Annotated in this window: 17 protein-coding genes; 7 read left to right on the top strand and 10 right to left on the bottom strand. The window is 67.5% G+C overall.

The window, feature by feature from the left end; translation table 11 throughout:
• Positions 1–135 precede the first annotated feature (135 nt).
• Both mqo and IPG50_11405 read right to left on the bottom strand, forming a co-directional pair.
• Positions 136–1572: a malate dehydrogenase (quinone) gene (gene mqo, locus IPG50_11410; GenBank protein ID MBK6692801.1), complete on the bottom strand. Its 1437-nt coding sequence runs from the start codon at positions 1570–1572 to the stop codon at positions 136–138.
• A 96-nt stretch (positions 1573–1668) separates the two neighbouring features.
• Complete coding sequence (locus IPG50_11405; protein ID MBK6692800.1) at positions 1669–2307, bottom strand: metallophosphatase domain-containing protein; 639 nt, start codon at positions 2305–2307, stop codon at positions 1669–1671.
• Positions 2308–2392: 85 nt separating this feature from the next.
• Between IPG50_11405 and IPG50_11400 the strand changes: the two genes are divergently transcribed.
• Positions 2393–2590: a hypothetical protein gene (locus IPG50_11400; protein MBK6692799.1), complete on the top strand. Its 198-nt coding sequence runs from the start codon at positions 2393–2395 to the stop codon at positions 2588–2590.
• Positions 2591–2648: 58 nt separating this feature from the next.
• The gene (locus IPG50_11395; protein ID MBK6692798.1) at positions 2649–3380 is read left to right on the top strand and encodes a hypothetical protein; all 732 of its coding nucleotides are present in this window, start codon (positions 2649–2651) and stop codon (positions 3378–3380) included.
• A 439-nt stretch (positions 3381–3819) separates the two neighbouring features.
• Here the strand turns inward: IPG50_11395 and IPG50_11390 are convergent, their stop codons facing one another.
• Positions 3820–4626 (bottom strand): cytochrome c, encoded by an 807-nt coding sequence (locus tag IPG50_11390; protein MBK6692797.1) that lies wholly within the window; start codon positions 4624–4626, stop codon positions 3820–3822.
• 351 nt (positions 4627–4977) lie between these two features.
• On the opposite strand from IPG50_11390, the gene IPG50_11385 reads away from it, so the two are divergent.
• Both IPG50_11385 and IPG50_11380 read left to right on the top strand, forming a co-directional pair.
• Positions 4978–6081: a serine hydrolase gene (locus IPG50_11385; GenBank protein ID MBK6692796.1), complete on the top strand. Its 1104-nt coding sequence runs from the start codon at positions 4978–4980 to the stop codon at positions 6079–6081.
• A 316-nt stretch (positions 6082–6397) separates the two neighbouring features.
• A complete protein-coding gene (locus tag IPG50_11380) occupies positions 6398–7375 on the top strand; it encodes a galactokinase (GenBank protein MBK6692795.1) in 978 nt (325 codons plus the stop codon).
• A 52-nt stretch (positions 7376–7427) separates the two neighbouring features.
• On the opposite strand, the gene rfbG is transcribed toward IPG50_11380, so the two are convergent.
• Positions 7428–8702 carry a CDP-glucose 4,6-dehydratase gene (gene rfbG / locus IPG50_11375; protein MBK6692794.1) on the bottom strand — a complete coding sequence of 425 codons (1275 nt, stop codon included), beginning with the start codon at positions 8700–8702 and terminating at the stop codon, positions 7428–7430.
• Positions 8703–8879: 177 nt separating this feature from the next.
• On the opposite strand from rfbG, the gene IPG50_11370 reads away from it, so the two are divergent.
• Positions 8880–9374 carry a 2TM domain-containing protein gene (locus IPG50_11370; protein MBK6692793.1) on the top strand — a complete coding sequence of 165 codons (495 nt, stop codon included), beginning with the start codon at positions 8880–8882 and terminating at the stop codon, positions 9372–9374.
• Positions 9375–9382: 8 nt separating this feature from the next.
• Here the strand turns inward: IPG50_11370 and IPG50_11365 are convergent, their stop codons facing one another.
• The 3 genes from IPG50_11365 to IPG50_11355 all read right to left on the bottom strand — a co-directional run bounded on the left by IPG50_11365 (position 9383) and on the right by IPG50_11355 (position 13299).
• The gene (locus IPG50_11365) at positions 9383–10489 is read right to left on the bottom strand and encodes a hypothetical protein (protein MBK6692792.1); all 1107 of its coding nucleotides are present in this window, start codon (positions 10487–10489) and stop codon (positions 9383–9385) included.
• 195 nt (positions 10490–10684) lie between these two features.
• Positions 10685–12526 carry a tetratricopeptide repeat protein gene (locus IPG50_11360; GenBank protein ID MBK6692791.1) on the bottom strand — a complete coding sequence of 614 codons (1842 nt, stop codon included), beginning with the start codon at positions 12524–12526 and terminating at the stop codon, positions 10685–10687.
• Between the two features lie 428 nt (positions 12527–12954).
• Positions 12955–13299, bottom strand: a complete 345-nt coding sequence (locus IPG50_11355) for a hypothetical protein (GenBank protein MBK6692790.1) — start codon at positions 13297–13299, stop codon at positions 12955–12957.
• Positions 13300–13391: 92 nt separating this feature from the next.
• Between IPG50_11355 and IPG50_11350 the strand changes: the two genes are divergently transcribed.
• Positions 13392–13565 (top strand): hypothetical protein, encoded by a 174-nt coding sequence (locus IPG50_11350; GenBank protein ID MBK6692789.1) that lies wholly within the window; start codon positions 13392–13394, stop codon positions 13563–13565.
• A gap of 1345 nt (positions 13566–14910) precedes the next feature.
• Positions 14911–15567: a hypothetical protein gene (locus IPG50_11345; GenBank protein ID MBK6692788.1), complete on the top strand. Its 657-nt coding sequence runs from the start codon at positions 14911–14913 to the stop codon at positions 15565–15567.
• A gap of 4 nt (positions 15568–15571) precedes the next feature.
• On the opposite strand, the gene IPG50_11340 is transcribed toward IPG50_11345, so the two are convergent.
• From IPG50_11340 to IPG50_11330, 3 genes are all read right to left on the bottom strand, one after another.
• Complete coding sequence (locus IPG50_11340; protein MBK6692787.1) at positions 15572–16447, bottom strand: hypothetical protein; 876 nt, start codon at positions 16445–16447, stop codon at positions 15572–15574.
• Between the two features lie 19 nt (positions 16448–16466).
• Positions 16467–17264 (bottom strand): SDR family oxidoreductase, encoded by a 798-nt coding sequence (locus IPG50_11335; GenBank protein MBK6692786.1) that lies wholly within the window; start codon positions 17262–17264, stop codon positions 16467–16469.
• 95 nt (positions 17265–17359) lie between these two features.
• Positions 17360–18442, bottom strand: coding sequence for a hypothetical protein (locus IPG50_11330; protein MBK6692785.1), 1083 nt, complete (start codon positions 18440–18442; stop codon positions 17360–17362).
• Positions 18443–18477: the final 35 nt, after the last annotated feature.

Genomic DNA, 18477 nt, shown 5'->3' with positions numbered 1-18477 from the left:
ATCAGCGTCGCGCCGTTGCGCCGCCGTTGCCGCATACGGCACTTCGTCGCGCCGTGTTCGCCGCCTGCGCGGTTTGGCGTTCTCGCAAAACGAGCCCCCGCCACGGCACGGCTGCGCAAGTTGGACCGCCCATGTTCAATCTGCCGATGGCTTCGCGGCTCGCGCGTGCCGCGAAGGAAAGAGCTCGCCGAGGCTCTTCTGCCAAGGGGCGCTCGCGAAGCGTTCTGGGAAACACCGCGCGCAGAGCTCGAGCATGATCGCCGCCGCCGTCGACGCGCCCGGCGATGCACCGAGCAGCGCGGCCAAAGAGCCGTCGGCGCTCGTGACGACCTCGGTGCCGAATTTTAGCTCGCCGCCGCCGCGGCCGTCGGCCTTGATGATCTGAACGCGAAGGCCAGCGACCTGCACCTCCCAGTCGTCGGGCGCTGCAGTCGGGTAGTAGCGTTGCAGGAGCGCGACGCGTTCATCGACGGAGAGCATCGCCTGGCCGATGAGGTACCGCGTGAGGTCGTGGTTCTCGAGGCCCGCGCTCATGACGGCCCCGGCGTTGTGGACGCCGATGGACTTGAGCAGATCGAGCCACGAACCTTCTTTGAGGAATTTCGTCGTGAAGCCCGCGTAGGGCCCAAAGAGCAGCTCGGGCTCGCCGTTGATCCATCGCGCGTCCAGGTGCGGGACGGACATCGGCGGCGTGCCTTCCGCGGCGCGGCCGTAGACCTTCGCGTGGTGGCGCGCGATGACGTCGCGATTCTTGCACCGTAGCCACTGCCCGCTGACGGGGAACGCGCCGTAACCCTTCGCCTCGGGAATGCCGCTCTTCTCGAGCAGCGAGAGCGAGTAACCCCCGGCGCCGATGAAGACGAAGTTCGCGTGCACGGTGCGCCCTTCGCCGGTCGTGCGATCGCGAACCTCGAGGGCCCAATGCGCGCCGTCGCGGTAGAGCGCGGTGACCTCGTGCGACAGGTGCAGCGAGGTGCATGGGTGGGCGGCGAGCGTCGTCACCATGCTGCGCGCGAGTGCGCCGAAATTGACGTCGGTCCCGTGGGCCACGCGCGTGGCGGCGACCGGTGCCCCGCGCGTGCGGCCTTCCATCACGAGCGGCGCCCATTCGGCGATGCGCGCGGGAGCCTCCGACAGCTCCATGTCGGCGAAGGCTGCGTTGCCGCGAAGGCCCGCGTGGCGCGCCTTCAAGAAGGCGACGTCAGCGTCACCCCAGACGAAGCTGACGTGCGGAATCGACCGTAAGAACGACTCTGCCGGCGGAAGGGCGCCGGTGGCCACCAGCGAGCGCCATAGCTCGAGGCTCGTCTCGTATTGCGAGGCGATCTGAAGCGCCTTCGTGCAGTCGATTGAGCCGTCGCCCTTGCGCGGCGTGTAATTGAGCTCGCAATAGCCAGCGTGGCCCGTGCCGGCGTTGTTCCAGGCGTCGGAGCTCTCGGCAGCGGCGCCACTCTGTCGCTCGAAGATGGCGATGCCCGCCGTGGGCTCGACCTTACGAAGGAGCGTTCCCAACGTGGCGCTCATGATGCCGGCGCCAATGAGCGCGAAGTCGACCGTGTCCGCGTCGTTCATGGGACTCGAAGCGTAAGACGTAGCGATGCGCGCGCGACTGGCTAAGTGAGGGGGCCGCGTCGGGGCGCCCGGCCTTTTTTAGCACCCGACCGATGCTCAACGCTTCGCGGGCGGGACAGAGACCGCGGTTGCCCGTCGGAGCGGCACGTCGATGTCGAATACCGTTGGACCTCGCTCACACTCCCACGTGGTGACGTTCGCGAAAGTCGTGGCGCCGATGGGCCATGCGCCCCCTGAGTCGTGAATGTGGCCGAACAAGTGGAGCATCGGTCTGACCTCTAGCACCCTGGCGCGAAGGTCTTCGCACCCCAGCCGGTGCTTACCGCCGTAGCCACCGTCGCCGGGGCCGCCGCCATCGCCGATGCCGTGGGGTGGGCTGTGCGTGACGAGCACGTCGGTGTCGGTGGGGATGAGCGCCCACTTTTCGCGGAGCGAGGGCCCGCGCGGGAGGTTGAATGCCCAGTCGTTGAATTCGGGTTGCCACGGGCTTCCCCAGAACCTCAGGCCACCAAGAAGCACGCCCGAGTCTTGAAGGTAGACGACCGTCGGACCAAGGATCCGCTGCGCTTCGGCGGGGCTTTTCACGAACGCCCAGTCGTGGTTTCCGGCGACGACCACCTTCGTCGGATGAGGAAGGGACGCGAGCCAGCGCGCGGCGAGGTCTAGTTCGTCGACCTCGCCGCCACGGCACAAGTCCCCGGCGTGGATGAAGACGTCTCCGTCCGGCACGCGCAGCTCGTCATCGCACCTGCCGGCGGCCGAGCCGTGCGTCGAGAGAAGGGTCGAAGCGATAGGGCCCCGGGCGCGCTAGACTCAGCGAGTGTCCCCGCGAGACCGGTTCATGTTGTCCTCCGTCGGTGGAGCCGTCGGCCTCGCCGTGGGGCTTCTTTGGTATTTCGCGTGGGGTTGTCGTCACTGCGCCGTCGGGAACACGGTCGTTCAGGTCATCGCCTTTTCGCTCCTGATGGGCGTCGTCTTGGGCAACGTTTGGGGCAAAGACCACCTCCGCCGCCCGTAACGCGCGTCGGCACGCCTATCGAAACGCGGGGAGTCCACTCAAGGCGTATGCAAAGGTCGTGAGCTTCCCCTGTGCCTGCTGCGGTCACCGCACACTTCAAAACGGCTCGCCGAGCTGGGAGACATGCCCCGTCTGCTTCTGGCAAGACGTGCCCGGCGACGATTGGAAATCGAATCGCATGACGCTCGCGCAAGGGCAGCAGAACTACGCGCAGCTCGGCGCCTGCGCCGAGGCGTGGGTCAAGGCCTGTCGGCTCCCCGCGGCTTTCGAGGAGAGACCCGGCGACTGGAAGTCCATCAAGACGCGCCGCGAGGAGGCGCTGGCTCACCTGGAGGTCGTGCTCGACGACGCCTTCGGCGGTGTCCTCCGAGACGGTGGCGTCACGCTGCACCAGATGGACGTGCTCGACGGCTACGGTTCGCCCGCAGACCTGGCGATCGCGGCGAGCCGCGATCCGGAAGTCGCATGGCGAGAGGTCTCGGACTCGAAGCTGATGTCGTTCGGCATGTCGCTCGTCTTCCTCGACGCCAAGGGCTTCCGCTTCTACATCCCGGCGTACATGCGCCTCGTCGCGCGACACATCGAGTCTGCGACCTACTCGGGGCTTTGCGGCGTGTGGTTCGCACTGCGAGGCAGCGCCTACGATCGCGAACGTCACTACGCTCTTCTCTCGGCCGCGCAAAATCGCGCCATCGTGACGTTCTTGTCGATCATGCGCGAACTCGGCGATCCCGACGAATGCGGCGACGCGGACCAGTGTTTACGAGCGTATTGGGACGCCATTCCGTGAGGCGTGCAGGTAGCGGAATCGTGGGGCGGCGGAGTCCTCTCCCAAGCAGAGAGCTAGCGCAAGCACCTGGCGGTTCGACTCAGGCGAACAAGCGGAGATCCAAACGTTCTCTGCAACGGTTCGCAATCTGTCTCGCGCGCTGGGCACCAAAGCCAACGCATCGTCGCGCCTTCGCCACACGGTCGCCACATACGTGCCCGAGAAAGGGCTCCGACATGACTCGGGCCCGCTCATCCATGCGCCGCTGGCGGAAGATCAAAGGCTACGAGCTTCGCTCCATCGCCGGCCTAGCCGTCGGGCCCGTGACAGCATGGCACGAGCGCGCGAGGTGGCTCCTCATCGCCGGTGTCGACTTTAATCCAGGGCCCCAAGAAGCGCTCGTCCGGAAGGCACGCTGAACGTTGCGGCGCACCGGAACCGTCGACGGCCCCGTTACAGGTCACAGCGGATTGCACATCTCGTTCGACGGCGCCGACACACGGCCTACGCCTTCGCAAGACACGCGGTAACAGTACTGACCCGGCGCCGCGGCGACGGCGAAGTCTTCATGCTCCGTCACGAAGCCCGTCAGCGTGTAAGCGAGCGCGTACGCGGCCGCGTCCTTCTTGCGTTCGAGCTTGAGCGACTGACACTCGGACGCGAGGCGCCAGAAGACGCGAAGGCCCGGCGAGGCGCCGCCGTCACCGGCCGGGAGCGGCTCGACGCTCTGAATCGTGGGCGAGAGCGGCACGATATCTGTGCCTCGAAGGCCGATGACGTAGTTGCCCACCATCCAGATCTCATCCTCGCGCAGGACGGTCTTGAAGGCCGGCATCTGCGATCGGAACGGCTCCATCGCGCCGCCCTCGCTGGCGCGCCAAAAGAGGTACGCCGCCGAGAAGCCGCCCACCGTCAGCTTCTTCGCCGGCGGGTTCAGGTCCTTGAGCGGCGCCGTGGTCGGATCACCGCCTGCGCCGTGGCACTTCGCGCAATGGTCATCGAAGATCTTCTTCCCGCGGGCGACCACCTCGGGCGTGAGCGGGCAGGGGTTCACGCGCTCGTGGTATTCGGCCGGCAGTGGCACCGCGAGATCGCCGTGGCCTTCGTGGTTGAGCGGCGCGAGGCCTTCGCGCGCCGGGTTGCACGGAGGCTCGGACGCCGGACCCTCTGCCGCGACAGGTTTCGGCGCCGGCGTTTGGGCGTCTGTCACGACGCAACCGACGAGCGCGAGGAGCGCCGCGCCGGTGGCGAGTCCGAAAAAGCGCATCGCGTAGCCTAGCGCGCGAGCGAGCACCTGCACGCGCGCCGTGCGAGCGACGCATCGCATGGCAGTCCCGCCCCGACGCTCGAAGCGAAACTTTCGAGACGGAGCAGAACGGGCGCAACGACGCTGCGCGAAAATCGGCCGCGATGCGGGGCGCGTCGTCGGCTACCTTTCGCACCCATGACGGTGTCGGTGCGACGTGATCGTTCGCGCGTCTCGTTGACCCTTCCTGCGGCAGCGGCGCTTTCCACTCTTCTTGGGCTCTCGGCTTGTTCGCGCGAGTCGTCGCCCGCGGGGGCTTCCGCGTCGCCGTCATCGGCCGCGTCTGCGGTCCCGTCGAACGCAGCACCGATCTTGGCTCGTGGGGCCGCGTCAGGGGCCGGGCCCGCGGCGTCAACCAACGCGCCCGTTGCCGATCTCTCCGAGCTGCTGCTCCCGATCGCGAGCAGCTACGAGCTCCCCGCGATGGCCGTGGCCGTCTACAAGAACGAGACGCTCCTCGGCTCCGGCGTCACGGGCGTTCGCAAGCTCGGCGACGCGACGCAGGCCTCGCTCGCCGATCCATGGGTCCTTGGCGCCTGCTCGAAGGCGATGACAGCCACGCTCGCCGCGATGCTCGTCGACGAAGGCAAGCTCGACTGGCAAACGCCCCTCGACAAGCTCCTGCCGGAGGCCTCGATCCATCCCACGCGCGCGAAGATCACGCTCGAGATGCTCCTGCAGCATCACAGCGGCATGGAGCGCGATCCCGACGCAGCGTCGCTCGAGAAAGTGGCGGCCTCCAAGGACCCTTCGCGGGCCCGCAGGGCGCTCGTCCAAAAGCTCCTCGCGCTCCCGAGCCCGCAACCGAAAGGCACGTACGCCTACTCGAACGTCGCCTACCTCGCCCTTGGTGTCGCCCTCGAGGTCGCGAGCGGCAAGACTTTCGAAGCACTCGCGCTTGAGCGGCTCTTTGTCCCTCTCGGCATGTCGTCGTGTGGCTTTGGGCCGCCGGCGCTCGTGGCGCCACCGACGCCGGCAACGGCGCGGCCCTTCGGTCACGCCATCAAGGATGGGCGCCTCGAAGCCGCGAGGCCCGGCGCCGAAGCGCGCATCGCGCCGGCCATGGCGCCTACAAGCTCGGTTCATTGCAGCCTTGCCGACTGGGCGAAGTTCCTTCGTGGGCACCTGCCCATCCCCGAAGGCCAACGCACGCTCGCTTCGCGCCCCTCGCTTGACCGCCTTCACACACCGGCCTTCGACCGGAAGACCACCTCGGGCTTTTCCTTCGAGCCCGGCGAGTGGGCGGGGCCCGTCACGCTCCACCAGTTCGGCACCAGCGGCACCTTCTTTGCGAGCACATGGCTCGCGCCCACCAAGGGCCTCATTTTCGTGCTTGCGGTGAACGCCGACACGCCCACGATCCGCGACGCGGCCGAGAAGGTTGAGAACGTCCTCTTCAAGCGCTTCGCCAAGTAGGCCGAGCGCAAGCCGAGCGCATAGGGGCACCCGGTTGGGCCGCGCCTTGCCCCGCCCGAATCCACCGCGCCGACGAAGGCAGCGCGTGGCCCATGGTCGAGGTCGACCTCGTGCTCGACGGCTTCCCCATCGCGCCCGTCGAAGACTGGGTGCCGGCGGCCGCCGCGTCCCCGCAAGAAGAAGCGCCGCGGTCCGAGGCTGCGCTCTAGCGAGCGAGCGCAGCGCTTCCTGGGTGCATCGCCCGGGGCCTTTGATATGTTGCCGCGCGCGGCGCGACCGCGGTCCGGTACGGGCCGCTCGTCCCGCGGAGGAGTCCATGATCATCGGCCGTAGTCCGCTTCGCATTTCGCTCGGAGGAGGAGGCACCGATCTCCCGTCCTACTACCGAGACCACGGCGGGTTCGTCATCTCTGCGGCCATCACCCGCTACGTCTACGTGACGATGCACGAGACGCCGCTGACGGAGATGGTCATCCGCTACTCGCAGATCGAGCGCGTGAAGACCGTGGAGGAGATTCGCCACCCCATCGTCCGCGAGGCGCTGACCTTGACCGGCATCAAGGGGCCCAGCATCGAGATCACGAGCATGGCGGACATCCCCGCCGGAACGGGCCTCGGGTCTTCGGGCAGCTTCACCACGTGTCTGCTCAAGGTGCTGACGAACTTCCAGCGCGCCTTCATCCACCCGCGCGAGCTCGCCGAAATGGCCTGCCACATCGAGATCGACCGGCTCAAGGAGCCCGTCGGCAAGCAGGACCAATACATCGCGGCCTTCGGCGGCGTGACGGTCTTTGACTTCAACAAGGACAACAGCGTGTCGGCGCGCCCGGCCAAGCTGTCGGAAGAGACCATCGACCGCCTGCAGCACAACTTCGTCATGGTCTCGACGGGCTTCTACCGCTCCGCGTCGGAGGTCTTGAAAGAGCAAGACTCGAAGAGCAAGGCCCACGATCAGTCGATGATCGACAACCTCCACTACGTAAAGGAGCTCGGCCACAAGAGCCTCGAGGCCCTCGAGACGGGCAACCTCGAGCGCTACGCCGCGATCATGCACGAGCACTGGGAGCACAAGAAGAAGCGCTCCGCCGGCATGTCGAACAAGGAGATCGACCGCTGGTACGCCCTCGCGATGGAGAACGGCGCCCTCGGCGGCAAGCTCATCGGCGCCGGCGGCGGCGGCTTCCTGCTCTTCTACACCGAAGAGCGCGATCGCCTGCGCCGCGCCCTTCGACAAGAGAAGCTCATGGAGGTCAGCCTCGAGTTTGACTACGAAGGAACGAAGATCCTGCAGTAGGCGCGGAGGCCAGGGCATGCGAGCGCGGCGCCCGCGCTTCTGGCGTTCGCGTTCAGCCCTGTTCCGCGTAGGCGCGAATCTGCGCGAGCGTGATGGCGCGAAGGTCTTTCCCCTTCGCGCCGCGCGCGTGTGACCGGTACCAATCGACCGTCGCCGCGATGGTCGCGCGTGCGTCCCAACGCGGTACGAAGCCGAGCTCGGCGTTGGCCTTGTCGATGGCGAGGCGAAGCAGGTGCGCTTCGTGAACGGCGCCCGGCTCGGAGCGATCTTCCCAGCTGCCCTCGCCCCAGGCGGCGAGCAGCGCCTCGACGAGCTCTCTGACGGTGACGTTGCCGATCAAGCCGGGACCAAAGTTGTAAGCGGCGCAATAGCGCGTCGGCTCGGCTTTAAGGTGCGCGCCGAGCAGCAGGTAGCCGCCCAGTGGCTCCAGGACGTGTTGCCAGGGCCGCACCGAGGCGGGATTGCGAACGGGGACTGGACGACCTGCCGACAGCGCCGTCACGAGGTCCGGCACGAGCCGGTCTTCGGCCCAGTCGCCGCCGCCGATGACGTTGCCAGCGCGCGCCGAGGCGAGCGCCACGCCGTGCCTATCGAACGCCTCAGGATGAAAATACGAGCGCCTGTAGCTCGAGACCACCAGCTCGGCGGCGCCCTTGCTCATCGAGTAGGGATCGTGGCCGCCCATCGGATCTTCTTCCCGGTAGCCGTGGACCCACTCGCGGTTCTCGTAACACTTGTCGCTCGTGACCACGACCACGTGGGTGCGGAGCCGCGTCGTGCGGACCGCCTCGAGCACGTGCGCCGTGCCCATGATGTTCGTCGCGAGGGTGGCCGTCGGATCGGCGTAGCTCTTGCGAACGAGCGCCTGCGCGGCCAAGTGAAAGACGAAGTCGGGCTGAGACTTCTTGACGACCTCGGTGACGCGGCCGAGATCACGGATGTCGCCGAGCTCGTGCCGGCAGAGCTCCGCGACGCCGGCTTCTTCGAACAGCGAGGGCTTCGTGTCCGGCGGCAGCGAGAGGCCGGTGACCTCGGCGCCTAGATGCGCGAGCCACATCGTCAGCCACGAGCCCTTGAAGCCGGTGTGACCTGTCACGAGGACCTTGGCGCCGCGGTACGTGCGCTCGAGCAACGCCGCTGAAATGCCTGCGCGAAGCCCTCGGTTGGAAGCGTCTTCTTTTGAACTCACGATGCCATCCTCGCCTCGGCGCACGATACCAGGCGTCGCCGCGTGGAGCGGCGGCGAAAAACGGCGCCGTCGTGGCACAATGGCGCCGTGCCGCCGCGAACTTACTCTCCCGACGAAGTGCAGGCGATTCTCGCCCATGCGCTCGAACGCGGCCACGATGGCGCCGAGTCGCTGACGCACGAGGAGCTCCTCTCCGTGGCGCGCGAGCTGGGCATCGCCGACGCCGCCATCGAGGACGCGGCCCGCACCGTCGGCGACTCGCTCGTCGTCAAGCGCGAGGTCGAGGGGCGCCTCCGCGCGCGTCGCCGCAGCTTCGTGAGCCACCTCGTGCCCTACGTCTTGGTCAACACGATGCTCGTGCTCCTGAACCTACAGACGGGCGGGCCCTACTGGTTCTTCTGGCCCCTCTTCGGTTGGGGCATCGGTCTCGTCTTGCACGGCCGAAGCGCTTTCTTCCCGGATCAGCACGCCCTCGAAGCTCAGGTGCAAAGGAAGCTCGCGCGCGAACGCGAGCGCGAGGAGAAGCGACTCCGCCGCGAGCGCGGCAAGGGCAGCGTCGAAGATGCGGCAAAGGAGGTCGTCGCCGGTGCGCTCGGCCTCGTGGCGGACGCTCTCCAGGATTCGCGTCGTCCACGGTCGCGTCCACCGCGCGCCGAAGGTGAGTCGCGCTCGCGCGGTGATGGCCAGGGCCAGGGCCAGCGTGAGCGCGTCCGCGTGAAGACGCCGGAGCCAAAGGCGCGCCCCGTGTCGTTCGCCGACGCGGAGGACGAAGAGACCGCCACGCGCGACGAACGACGACGCACTCGGTAGCTAGACGATCAGTTGGCGCTCGCGGCGGCCTTGGCTCGAGCGAGCTGCGCCGCGTCGGCGATGAGCACCGTCGCGACGTAGTCCATGCGGCGCGTCGCGTTGCTCTTCAGCGCTTCGACGAGGAACGACGACGGCTGCGTCTGCGGGGCCGTCAACTCCGGAGGCGCACCCGGGAGCGGCGCGTCTGGCTTCGTCGCGCGAGCCGCGTAGACGGTTCGCAGAATGGACGAGAGGGGCGACTGCTCGAAGGCGCGTGAGGCCGCGACGAATCCGCTCGTGGCATTGGCCAGGTTGCCCTGTTGGAAGACAGACTCCAAGGGGAGCCTGGCGCCCGCGGCCTGAGCGGTGAGCAGCGGCCCTTCGAGTGAGCCGCCCGCCGCTGCCCCGCCGACCAGGCCTTCCGCCACGAAGGGAGCAGCAAGGCACGCCGGCGGCTCTGTCGCGTTCTGAATGTCCGCTTCGGAGCAGTTGGCGAGCGCGAGCACGCCGTAGGCGACCTCGGCTCTCGTGAGGCCGGTCACCCCTCCGAGCCGCAGTTGCTTGCCGAAGGCGGTGAGTTGGGCGGGGGAGGCCAAACGGGAAGGGATGCTCACGTCGTAGTTTGTTGGCGCTGCGCCGCCAGCGAGCGAGAGCCACCGCCCAAAGTTCGACCGGAGCGTAGTGTCGCTGGTCATCGAGGCGAGAGACCGAGCGCGCACCACGTGAAAGGCTTTGACGTCCTGCAGGTAGCTGCCCGTGTTACGCCCCGCGAGGTCTGCGTTCGTGATGGCCATTTGCAGATGGTGAAGCGGCAACGACGAGGCGAGCTCAGGACGGAAGGTAAGGAGCACGTCACCGGTGCGGATGAGGGTCTCCTGACCGGGCTGCGTCCCAATGAGGCGGGCCGCTTCTGCCGCGCTCGCCACGGCGACGATGCGGAGTCCGACGGACGGGGTGGCCGACGACGGGACCCAAGCCACCGTCAGACGGCCCGATTGAGTCGCCGACAGCGGCAAGAGCTCACGCTTGGGTACGCCGACGTAAAACGGGAGGTCGAGGACCGGCTTGGCGTCTTCCATCAGCGCGCCCTCGTCTTCCGCTTCTTCAGGCTCGGGCGCCGCCGAGCAGGCGGACATCGAAGCAAGGATTAGGACCGCAGCCACATTAAGAGAAGAGCGCATGCCCAAGGGGAAGCACCGCCCGTGCCAGCGCGGGACGAGCGGTACATCGAGGCCATTCCGGCCTGATCTGGCGTCGACGCCTTAGTCTCCCGCGCGCCGTCGCACCCGCCGCCCAGTCCGCGATCTCAGATCGAGCGGTGAACGCTTCCGTCAGTCCTTCGGCCCTTCGTTGTAGCCGCGCGGTCGGTACTTCGGGTCGACGCCCTTGTTGGTCTCGCCGTTGTCGAGCGTGTCGCGGACCAGGTAGGCGAGCCACGTGCCCGGGTACGCCTCGACCATCGGCTCGATCTCGGGCCGAATGGCCTCCGTGAGCAGCACCTTCTCGTCCCACATGCACTGCACCGCGAGCGAGATGAGGTTGACGTCGTTCGGTGCCAGCTCGAAGCCGCGCTTGTAGTGCGGCCAGGCTTCGGTAGCTCGGTGCAGTCTGCATAGAGTGTCGCCGAGGTAAACGTTGGCCATGGGCCAGCGCGGCGCCAGCTCGAGGGCGACCCGGTTGGAGGCCAGGCGTCCCTCGAGGTTGTGTCGTGCGCCCAGCATGACCGAGTAGTTGAGGTGAGCCTTCGCGCTGCGGGGCGCGGCCTTGCGGGTGCCGTTCCAGAAGGCGAGATCGTCCGAGTAGTCGTTGGCGTGGAGCCGCGCTGCAACGGCGTGGCCTCCCAGGAAGACCACCAAGAACGCGAGACCCACGCGCGGGAGCCCGTCGTGTTTCAGGCGCCGCATCAGCCAGGTGAGAAAGAGCCCGATGGCGATCGAGCTCCCGATGGCGGGGAAGTACCAGAACCGCTCGGCGCGGACCGTCGGCAAGACGACCGGGATGTTCGAGACCGGAAGGAAGGCGACGACGATCCAGACGAGCGAGAGAGCGAGGATGGGGCGCTCGTCGGGGAACCGTTCATCGAGCAGCCAGCCGCGGAGCATCGCCGTCCGCCGCCTCAGCACCGCCAGGACCGAGAGCACGGCGGCTAGGGCGAGCGGCAGCACCATGAGCGCCGCACCGAGGATGCTCTCGAGGAAGAGCGGCTTGGTCGGCGCGGGCTCTTGCGGCGCCGAATAGTCGCCGGAGAGCGGGTAGGGCACCAAGAGCTGCAAGAGACCTCGGAAGTAGACGCGCAAGGCGCCGGCGATGCGCAGCGGCGTGTCGACCTCGGCGAGGGGATTGTTGATGGGGTCTTTCGGCAAGACCGGCTGCGCGTACCAACGCAGGATGCCAGCGAAGGCTCGCGGCAAGAGCGGCTTTGCAGCGTTCGCCTCCGCGCTCAGGCTCGCTGGCAGCGTGACCGGGAAGAGGCGCCTCCGCGCTTCGACGTAAGCCACGAACGCGCCAGCGGCGGCGATGAGGGCCACGAGGCCGCGAAGCCACGCGCGCGGCTTGTCCGGGTGATCGTAACGAGCCGTGAGGAGGGCTGCGAGCGGCACCAAAGGCACGGCGCAGAGCGCGCTCTCCTTCGAATAGAGGCCGAAGGAGACGCTGGCAAAGACGGCCAGCGGCATCGCCCAGAGCGGCAACGACAGCGCCAAGATGGCCAAGAGCACGCCGAGCGCGCCGAGCACGTCGGCGATCCCGACGACGCCGCTCACCGCTTCCGTCAGCAGGGCGCAGGCCGTGAAGGTGGCGCCGCTCATCCAGGCCTTCAGTCGGTCCTTGGTCCATCGATAGACCACAACGACGAGGATGGCGCCGCAGAAGGCGTGGATGAGGACGTTGACGTGGTGATGAAGAAACGGATTTTGCCGCGCGCCGATGCCCCAGAGGGCGCGCCACACGAGGTTCGGAATGGGCCGGTAGGAGCCGATGCTGCGATCCGGCGGGAGGCCCCAAAAGTCGCGCCGGAAGGCGTCGAGCCACCCGAACTTCGGCATCGGGTCGGCGATGCTGCGTACGTACGGGTTGGCGAGCAGCGCCTCTTGTTCGTCGAAGATGAAGTTCGTTCGGATGGGGTTGCGCGTGAAGAGCGCCACCGCGAAGACGCCCAAGACGACGAACGCCATGAGCAAGTGAGGCGGCTCGGCGAAGAAGTCACGGAACCAACTGCGAAGGGTCACCACGAAGGCCTTCGCCTGCGTGTCCTCGAGCCGTGGCTTCTCGCGGCCCGGGCCCGCCTCGGTCTCCCAGTCGGACGCGTTCATGAAGGCTTCCGGTGAAGACGGCTCCGCGTGCGGGACCGGCGCGGCCTCTCCCACGGGAGCTGTCGCGATGGGCGCCGCGTCGGTCGCATCCGTGGCGGAACCGCTCTCGGCGGGCTCGCCTTGGCCGCCGTCGTTTTCGAGATTGCGGTCCGCCATCGTTCCGTTGAGGGCCCTTCGCCCTTGGCCGGGAGCTTAGTGCGAGGGCGCCTCGTTGCGCGAGGGCCGAATTGCGAGGGCCGCTTGCTCACCCGGCTGGCGAAGCAGGTGAAGCGCCGCGCCTCGGGCAGCGACTATGGATTGCGCATCAGGAGGAATCCGTTCTTGTCGGCCGCCGGTGGCATCGAGCTCTCATCGCCCACGACGAGCGGACCCGGGCTTGGCCCCGACAGCCAATCGGCGAAGCCCCCGAGTACGACGCTACCGTTCGGTCGCTCGACGAGCGCCGTGACGCTCCCGCGCACCGGCAATAGCGCTTGAAACGCACCCGTCGTGTCCACCTCGGCAAAGAAGCTGTGCCAGTCTTGACCCGAAAAGTGGCCCACGGTGAGGTCGAGCGGTTGGTGCTCGATCGTTCCAATCAAGAGGACGTGCCCGTCGGTTCTCACCCGGAAGTCGCCCAACAGGGGGAACTCCAAGAGCCCATGAACCTACGATCGTGCCCGATGCGTTCAGTCGGGTGAGGCCGCCGCCGCCTCCGACCCAAACGTCGCCGCCATTTCCCGTACGCATGAGTGTTCCCCCATCGGCGATGGGTGTCGTCCACAAGGTTGTGCCGTTCCCGCCGATGTTCATCACGGTCGGACCGGTTGATGACCCCAGCGTCAACACGAGGCCGGAATCCGTCAAGGCGAGCGTCGACAATCCGACGGGTTCGCCGAACGTCTTCATCCATGCAACCTGACCAGCTGCGTCGAGCTTGATAAGGACAGCGCCGACGCTGCTTGTTGGTGCCGGGAGCGTCTCGCCGTCGATCGTCGGCGGCACGTAGACGTCAATCACGGCGCTGAGGAAATACGAAGCCAAGAGGTAGAGGTTTCCCGCTGCGTCAGCGATCGCGGACTCAAGTCGAACGTCGTTGGTACTGAGCCCGAGGGCACGCCCGGAGACCAGCGCGCCGCTCCCGTCAAGTCGGCTGACGCGGAGTTGACCTTTGCTGCAAGGGATGTTCACACCGGGAGACACGAGCCCCGCGTTGCATGAGCCCACGAGGAACATGTCGGCGCTTGTCCCGGGATACCGACCCATTCGTGCGTAGGTCATCACGTCAATGTTGGTGTCCACCTGCCAGACGACGGAGCCCGCATCAGTCACACGAGCGATGTACCCCATCTGGCTGGGCTGCGCGGCCGACCGCGCAACGACACCGTCCTCAATGCCGACGACCTCGGCGATGTACGGGCCTGGCATCCAAAGGCTCCACTCCTTTGTCCAACACGCAGGCGCAGTGGCTTCGCAGTTTTCGTCGCCTCCGAGGGCGCAGTTCTCCGCGTGCGTCGGAAGTTGCTCGCCGGTGCAGTCGCTGGAGACGAAGCCCGACGCTGGGCAGGTGCGCACACCCGCATGGCACATGCCTACGCCGGCGGTTCCTGGCGGGCCGCGGTAGCAGCTGACCGAGCTTCCAGGTTCGCAGCATCCGTCGTCCGCGTCGTTGATCGCGCCGTCGCAGTCCGAGTCGATGGAGCTGTTACACGCTTGCAGGGTGGGCAGCACCGTGCCCTCGCATGGAGAAAACCCCGAGCCGTCGTCGCGGCAGCGCTGCTTCCCCGCTTTGCATGGGCCCACGTCAAGGGTGCCTGGCGGCCCGCCGTAACACTCCCGCGTCTCGCCAACCACGCACGCGGGCGTTGTCGTTGAGCCGTCGTCGCCGTCGTGTCCGCCGTCGGCTTTCGGCGGTGCTGCGTCTTCGGGGCGCCCCGGCGGTGCGGCGTCCCTTGCCGACGTATCCGCGTCGAACGTCTCGCCAACGCTGATCGGCGAAACGTGGCCACCGCACCCCACCAGCGAAGCACCGAGGATGAAGGACCTGACTGTTTGAGACCATCCCCCCACGATGCTCCAATGGTGGCACGAATTTTCGACGTGCGCTGACGCCAGTCGTCACCAAATCTGGCGAATGCGCTCGCGCCATCTTTTGGGGCCAAAGCTCCGCCCCTGCGCCAACTCACAAGCCGTTGCCGGTCGAAAGCGGGGCGCGCGCAGCAAACTCGGAAGGTCCGTGCGGGACCAGTCGTTGCTTGTCTCAACACATGGACAAGCCGCCGTGGATGCGCACCGTCGCCGACCGGGTCTTCCCGGAGCCCGCCTGCTCGACGTGTTGCCCCGCCCCCGCTTCTCCGGCGCCGAACGCCCCGACCCAGGGGCTCTCTCCGTGGAGCGGAGAAGTTAGGTCCTCGGCGGCCCAGCGCGCGGCCGAGGACATCGACCGTCAGCTCTCCGTATGGGAGCGGCTTCCGGGCCGCATTGGCAAGGGCGCAAGAGCCACGCCCCGTGCTGCCATGCCCGCGCGGCCTCGCATTGGCAGGCAGCGCCCGCTCGAGGCTCGAGCGGACCTCGCCCTGAAGCACAATCCGAACACCGACAAGCGTTGGATCACCGGCGAGATCGCGGTCCGTGACCGCGTCTTCGATGTGAGCGCGAACGACGTTTCCGTAAGTGGGGGCACCCTCCGCGTTGGCGAAGTCTCCCTCTACGATCGTTCGGGAGCGAAGGTGGGGCTAGGCAAAGAAGGCGCGCGCGACATGGTTGAAGTGATCCGCGCCACGAAAGCGTGGGCCCGCGAGCAAGGGTTCACGACGCTCGAGGCGAGTTGGGAGCGGGCCGGACCGGACCAAAGCGGAAGCTCAGCCAATCCCGGCAAGCAGGTGTTCAAGGTGTACAAGCTCACGCAACCCGACGAAGACTGATCGCTCATTCGAGGTCGACGGTCACGTTGTCGAGGTCGACGGCCACCGGCGGCGCGTCGCCGCTGAAACTGTGGAGGCCAATCGAAATCGAGACCCGCGGATTCGCGGCCATCGTCACCGGCGCGAAGGACCGCGAGCCCGTCTGGCCGTCGAGCGTGTAAGAGAGCGAGCCGCCCCGGCTGAAGTCGAGCGACACGTGAGCCCAGCGGCCATCAGGCAAAGGCGGGACATCGAAGTACTCGCGGGCTCCGGTGCTCTCGACCGAAAGATACGGGACTGCTTCCGAGATCGACAGCACGGTTCCCGTGTCTCCTGAGTCGGAACGAAACAGGATGAGCACCAGCCCCACGCCGAAGCTCCCCGCGTCCGTCGGTCGCGCGGTTACGTAGACATCCAGCTCCATGCGCGCCCGCGTGAAAACGCCAGACCAGGTCTGATCGATGACGTTTCGCACGTCGCCAGCGGCCGCCGCGCGGCGCGGGTGCACGGCGCGAAGGGCACGCGGAGGCGACGCGAAGTTAGCGGTCACGAGCTCGATCGAGCCGATGGTCGGGTGATGGTCGACGCTGGCCCAACCGCCGGCGAGGATGTCGCCTACGTCGAAGTCGGAGCAAAGCGTGTGGGCGATGCCACAGGGGCTCGGCCGGTGCGCGTCGCTGCCGGCAGAATCGATGGCGAGCGGCGCATCGGCGCCACCGTCGACAGGCGGCGCGTCGGCTTCCGCGTCGGCGCGGCTGTCGGCGTCGGCGCGACCGTCGGCGTCGGCGCGACCGTCGCGCGCATCTTGGGAGAGCTCGCCCAGCGAACGGAAGAACATGCACGACGCCAGCGTGCTCGCGAAGAGCACGAAGAAGAGCGGGCCTGACGTTCTTGAAGGCACAGCTAACCCTTCGCCGGCGTCAGCTCGTTGGTTCCGCGATCGCCCACGTGTCGCCCCACAGGTGAGCGCCCCCGTCGATGTACCAGACCTCGCCGGTGACGTAGGCGGCCGCATCGCTGGCGAGGAACGTCACGAGGTCGGCGACCTCATCGGGCGTGCCGAAGCGCTTCATGGGCGTTCGCTGGCGGCTCATCTCCACGAGCTCCGGCGGGTATTGGTCGGTGCCCGTCGACTTGATGATGCCGGGCGCGACGCAGTTGATGCGAAGGCCGCGGCTCGCCCACTCGATGGCCAAGGTCTTCGTCATGTTCTCGACGCCGGCGCGAGCGGCGCCCGTGTGGACCATGCCGGGAAAGCCGCGTGCGACGTTGGCGGTGATGTTGACGATGCTGCCCTTCTTCTTGGCGAACATGTGCTTCTTCGCCACCGTCTGCGTGACGAAGAACGTGCCGCTCAAGTTGTTGCGCACCACGGCCTCGAAGCCCTTGGCGGTGCAATCCTCGGCGTAGATCGGAAACTGCCCGCCGGCGTTGTTCACGAGGATGCTCGCGGGGCCGAGGGCCGCGCCGGCGGCGTCGACGAAGGACTCCACCTGGGTGATCTCGCGGATGTCGCAGGTTGCCGCGAAGACCGTGACCCCGGCTTCCTCGAGAGCCTTCTTGCCCGCTTCGAGGCGCTCCGGCTTGCGACCGCAAATGGCGACCTTCGCGCCCAAGGTCCCGAGCGACCGCGCGATGGCGAGCCCGATACCGCTGCCGCCGCCCGAGACGATGGCCACCTGATCCGCGAAGAGCCCGGGACGAAAAATCGACGACATCGAGGCTCACGGTAACGCAAGCGGGACCTTCTAGCGACGCCGCGCGTTCGATGCCGCGCGCCGTCGAGGTCACAGCGTCGAGGTCAGCGTCGAGGTCACAGCGTCGGCAAGCGGCCTTTGCCGAGGTCGATGACGGACCCCTCGTACCAGGGCCGCTCGCGAAGTCCGTAGACGAACAGGCCCACCACGGCGAGCACGCTGGCGGTCCAGAACGCAGCGAAGTGGAGCCCCGGCCGCGTCCCGACTTGAGCGAACCAGCCCCCGAGACCAGGATCGAGGATCGGCACGCGTCGCCCTGGGCTGAAGGTGTCGCCGGGATGAAGCTGGGCGCACACGCCCGCCGAGGAGGTGTCTTGGAAGGTGACTCCGCTCTCAGTCACCAAATCGAGTGCGCACTTCGTTCGAACGTTCTTGCCGCGCACGAGCCGCGCCCCCGTTACCTCGGCGACGGCGGGGCGAGCCAACGCAACCCGGACGTAGAAGCCGAGGTCGACCAGCATCAAACAGGCCAGGAGCGCCACGAGGCCGCGGGCGGCCTTCTTGGCGTCGGCGTGCCTGCGGCGAAACCGCTCCTCGAGCGGCTCCGAGGCGACCACCATCGGACCCCTCGTTGGCGGCCGCATCGTCGGCTCGGTGGCGCTCCGGTACGCGGTCCCCGCGGCGTCTACCGCGAGCTCGCCGACCACGAAGACCTCTTCGCCGGGCAAGAGCTCAGCGATGCGCGTGCGGCGCTTGTCACCGCTCGGCATCACGCGGTCGAGTTTGTCGAGGAGGAGCGTTCGCGTATCCGGCTCGACGCGCACGCGCGTGCCGCGCACGTCGTGCACGTAAAAGGGGTGCGGGAAGCTGAGACGACTCACCTCGTTCCAGCGGTGATACCAACCGTTCTTGGTCTCCTCCTCCGTTCCCGCCTGTTCGATCTCGACGCGAAGCGCCGCGCTCTCGCCGGGCGCGTACTCAACCTTGCCGTGCACCACCGCCCGAGGGCCCGGCACGAGCGACGCCCCGGGGAAGAACTGGGCAGCTGCTTCGGCCATCTCACGCTTGGCCCGCGCGGCGCGCCGCATGGCCGATGCGGCGGTCCAGAGCGGCAGCAGCAAGTGAACGACCACCACGATGCCGACCGTCACGGGGCCGTCCCAGAGGTTTGCGGACTCGGCTGAGAGTAGGTCGAGCATCGCCTGGCAGGACTACCAAAGTTCGCTGGACGGCG

The organism is Myxococcales bacterium (genome assembly GCA_016703425.1).
GTDB lineage: Bacteria > Myxococcota_A > Polyangia > Polyangiales > Polyangiaceae > JADJCA01.
This window is presented reverse-complemented; position numbering and strand designations above follow the sequence as displayed.

Excerpts from the sequence above, each read along its gene's own strand:
- mqo (MBK6692801.1), bottom strand. The coding sequence starts at position 1,572 with ATGAACGACGCGGACACGGTCGACTTCGCGCTCATTGGCGCCGGCATC.
- IPG50_11390 (MBK6692797.1), bottom strand. The coding sequence starts at position 4,626 with ATGCGCTTTTTCGGACTCGCCACCGGCGCGGCGCTCCTCGCGCTCGTC.
- IPG50_11380 (MBK6692795.1), top strand. The coding sequence starts at position 6,398 with ATGATCATCGGCCGTAGTCCGCTTCGCATTTCGCTCGGAGGAGGAGGC.
- rfbG (MBK6692794.1), bottom strand. The coding sequence starts at position 8,702 with ATGGGCGAGAATCGCCTGCACTTCGTCGGGAGAGTAAGTTCGCGGCGG.
- IPG50_11365 (MBK6692792.1), bottom strand. The coding sequence starts at position 10,489 with ATGTCCGCCTGCTCGGCGGCGCCCGAGCCTGAAGAAGCGGAAGACGAG.
- IPG50_11360 (MBK6692791.1), bottom strand. The coding sequence starts at position 12,526 with ATGGCGTTCGTCGTCTTGGGCGTCTTCGCGGTGGCGCTCTTCACGCGC.
- IPG50_11350 (MBK6692789.1), top strand. The coding sequence starts at position 13,392 with ATGAGTGTTCCCCCATCGGCGATGGGTGTCGTCCACAAGGTTGTGCCG.
- IPG50_11345 (MBK6692788.1), top strand. The coding sequence starts at position 14,911 with ATGGACAAGCCGCCGTGGATGCGCACCGTCGCCGACCGGGTCTTCCCG.
- IPG50_11335 (MBK6692786.1), bottom strand. The coding sequence starts at position 17,264 with ATGTCGTCGATTTTTCGTCCCGGGCTCTTCGCGGATCAGGTGGCCATC.
- IPG50_11330 (MBK6692785.1), bottom strand. The coding sequence starts at position 18,442 with ATGCTCGACCTACTCTCAGCCGAGTCCGCAAACCTCTGGGACGGCCCC.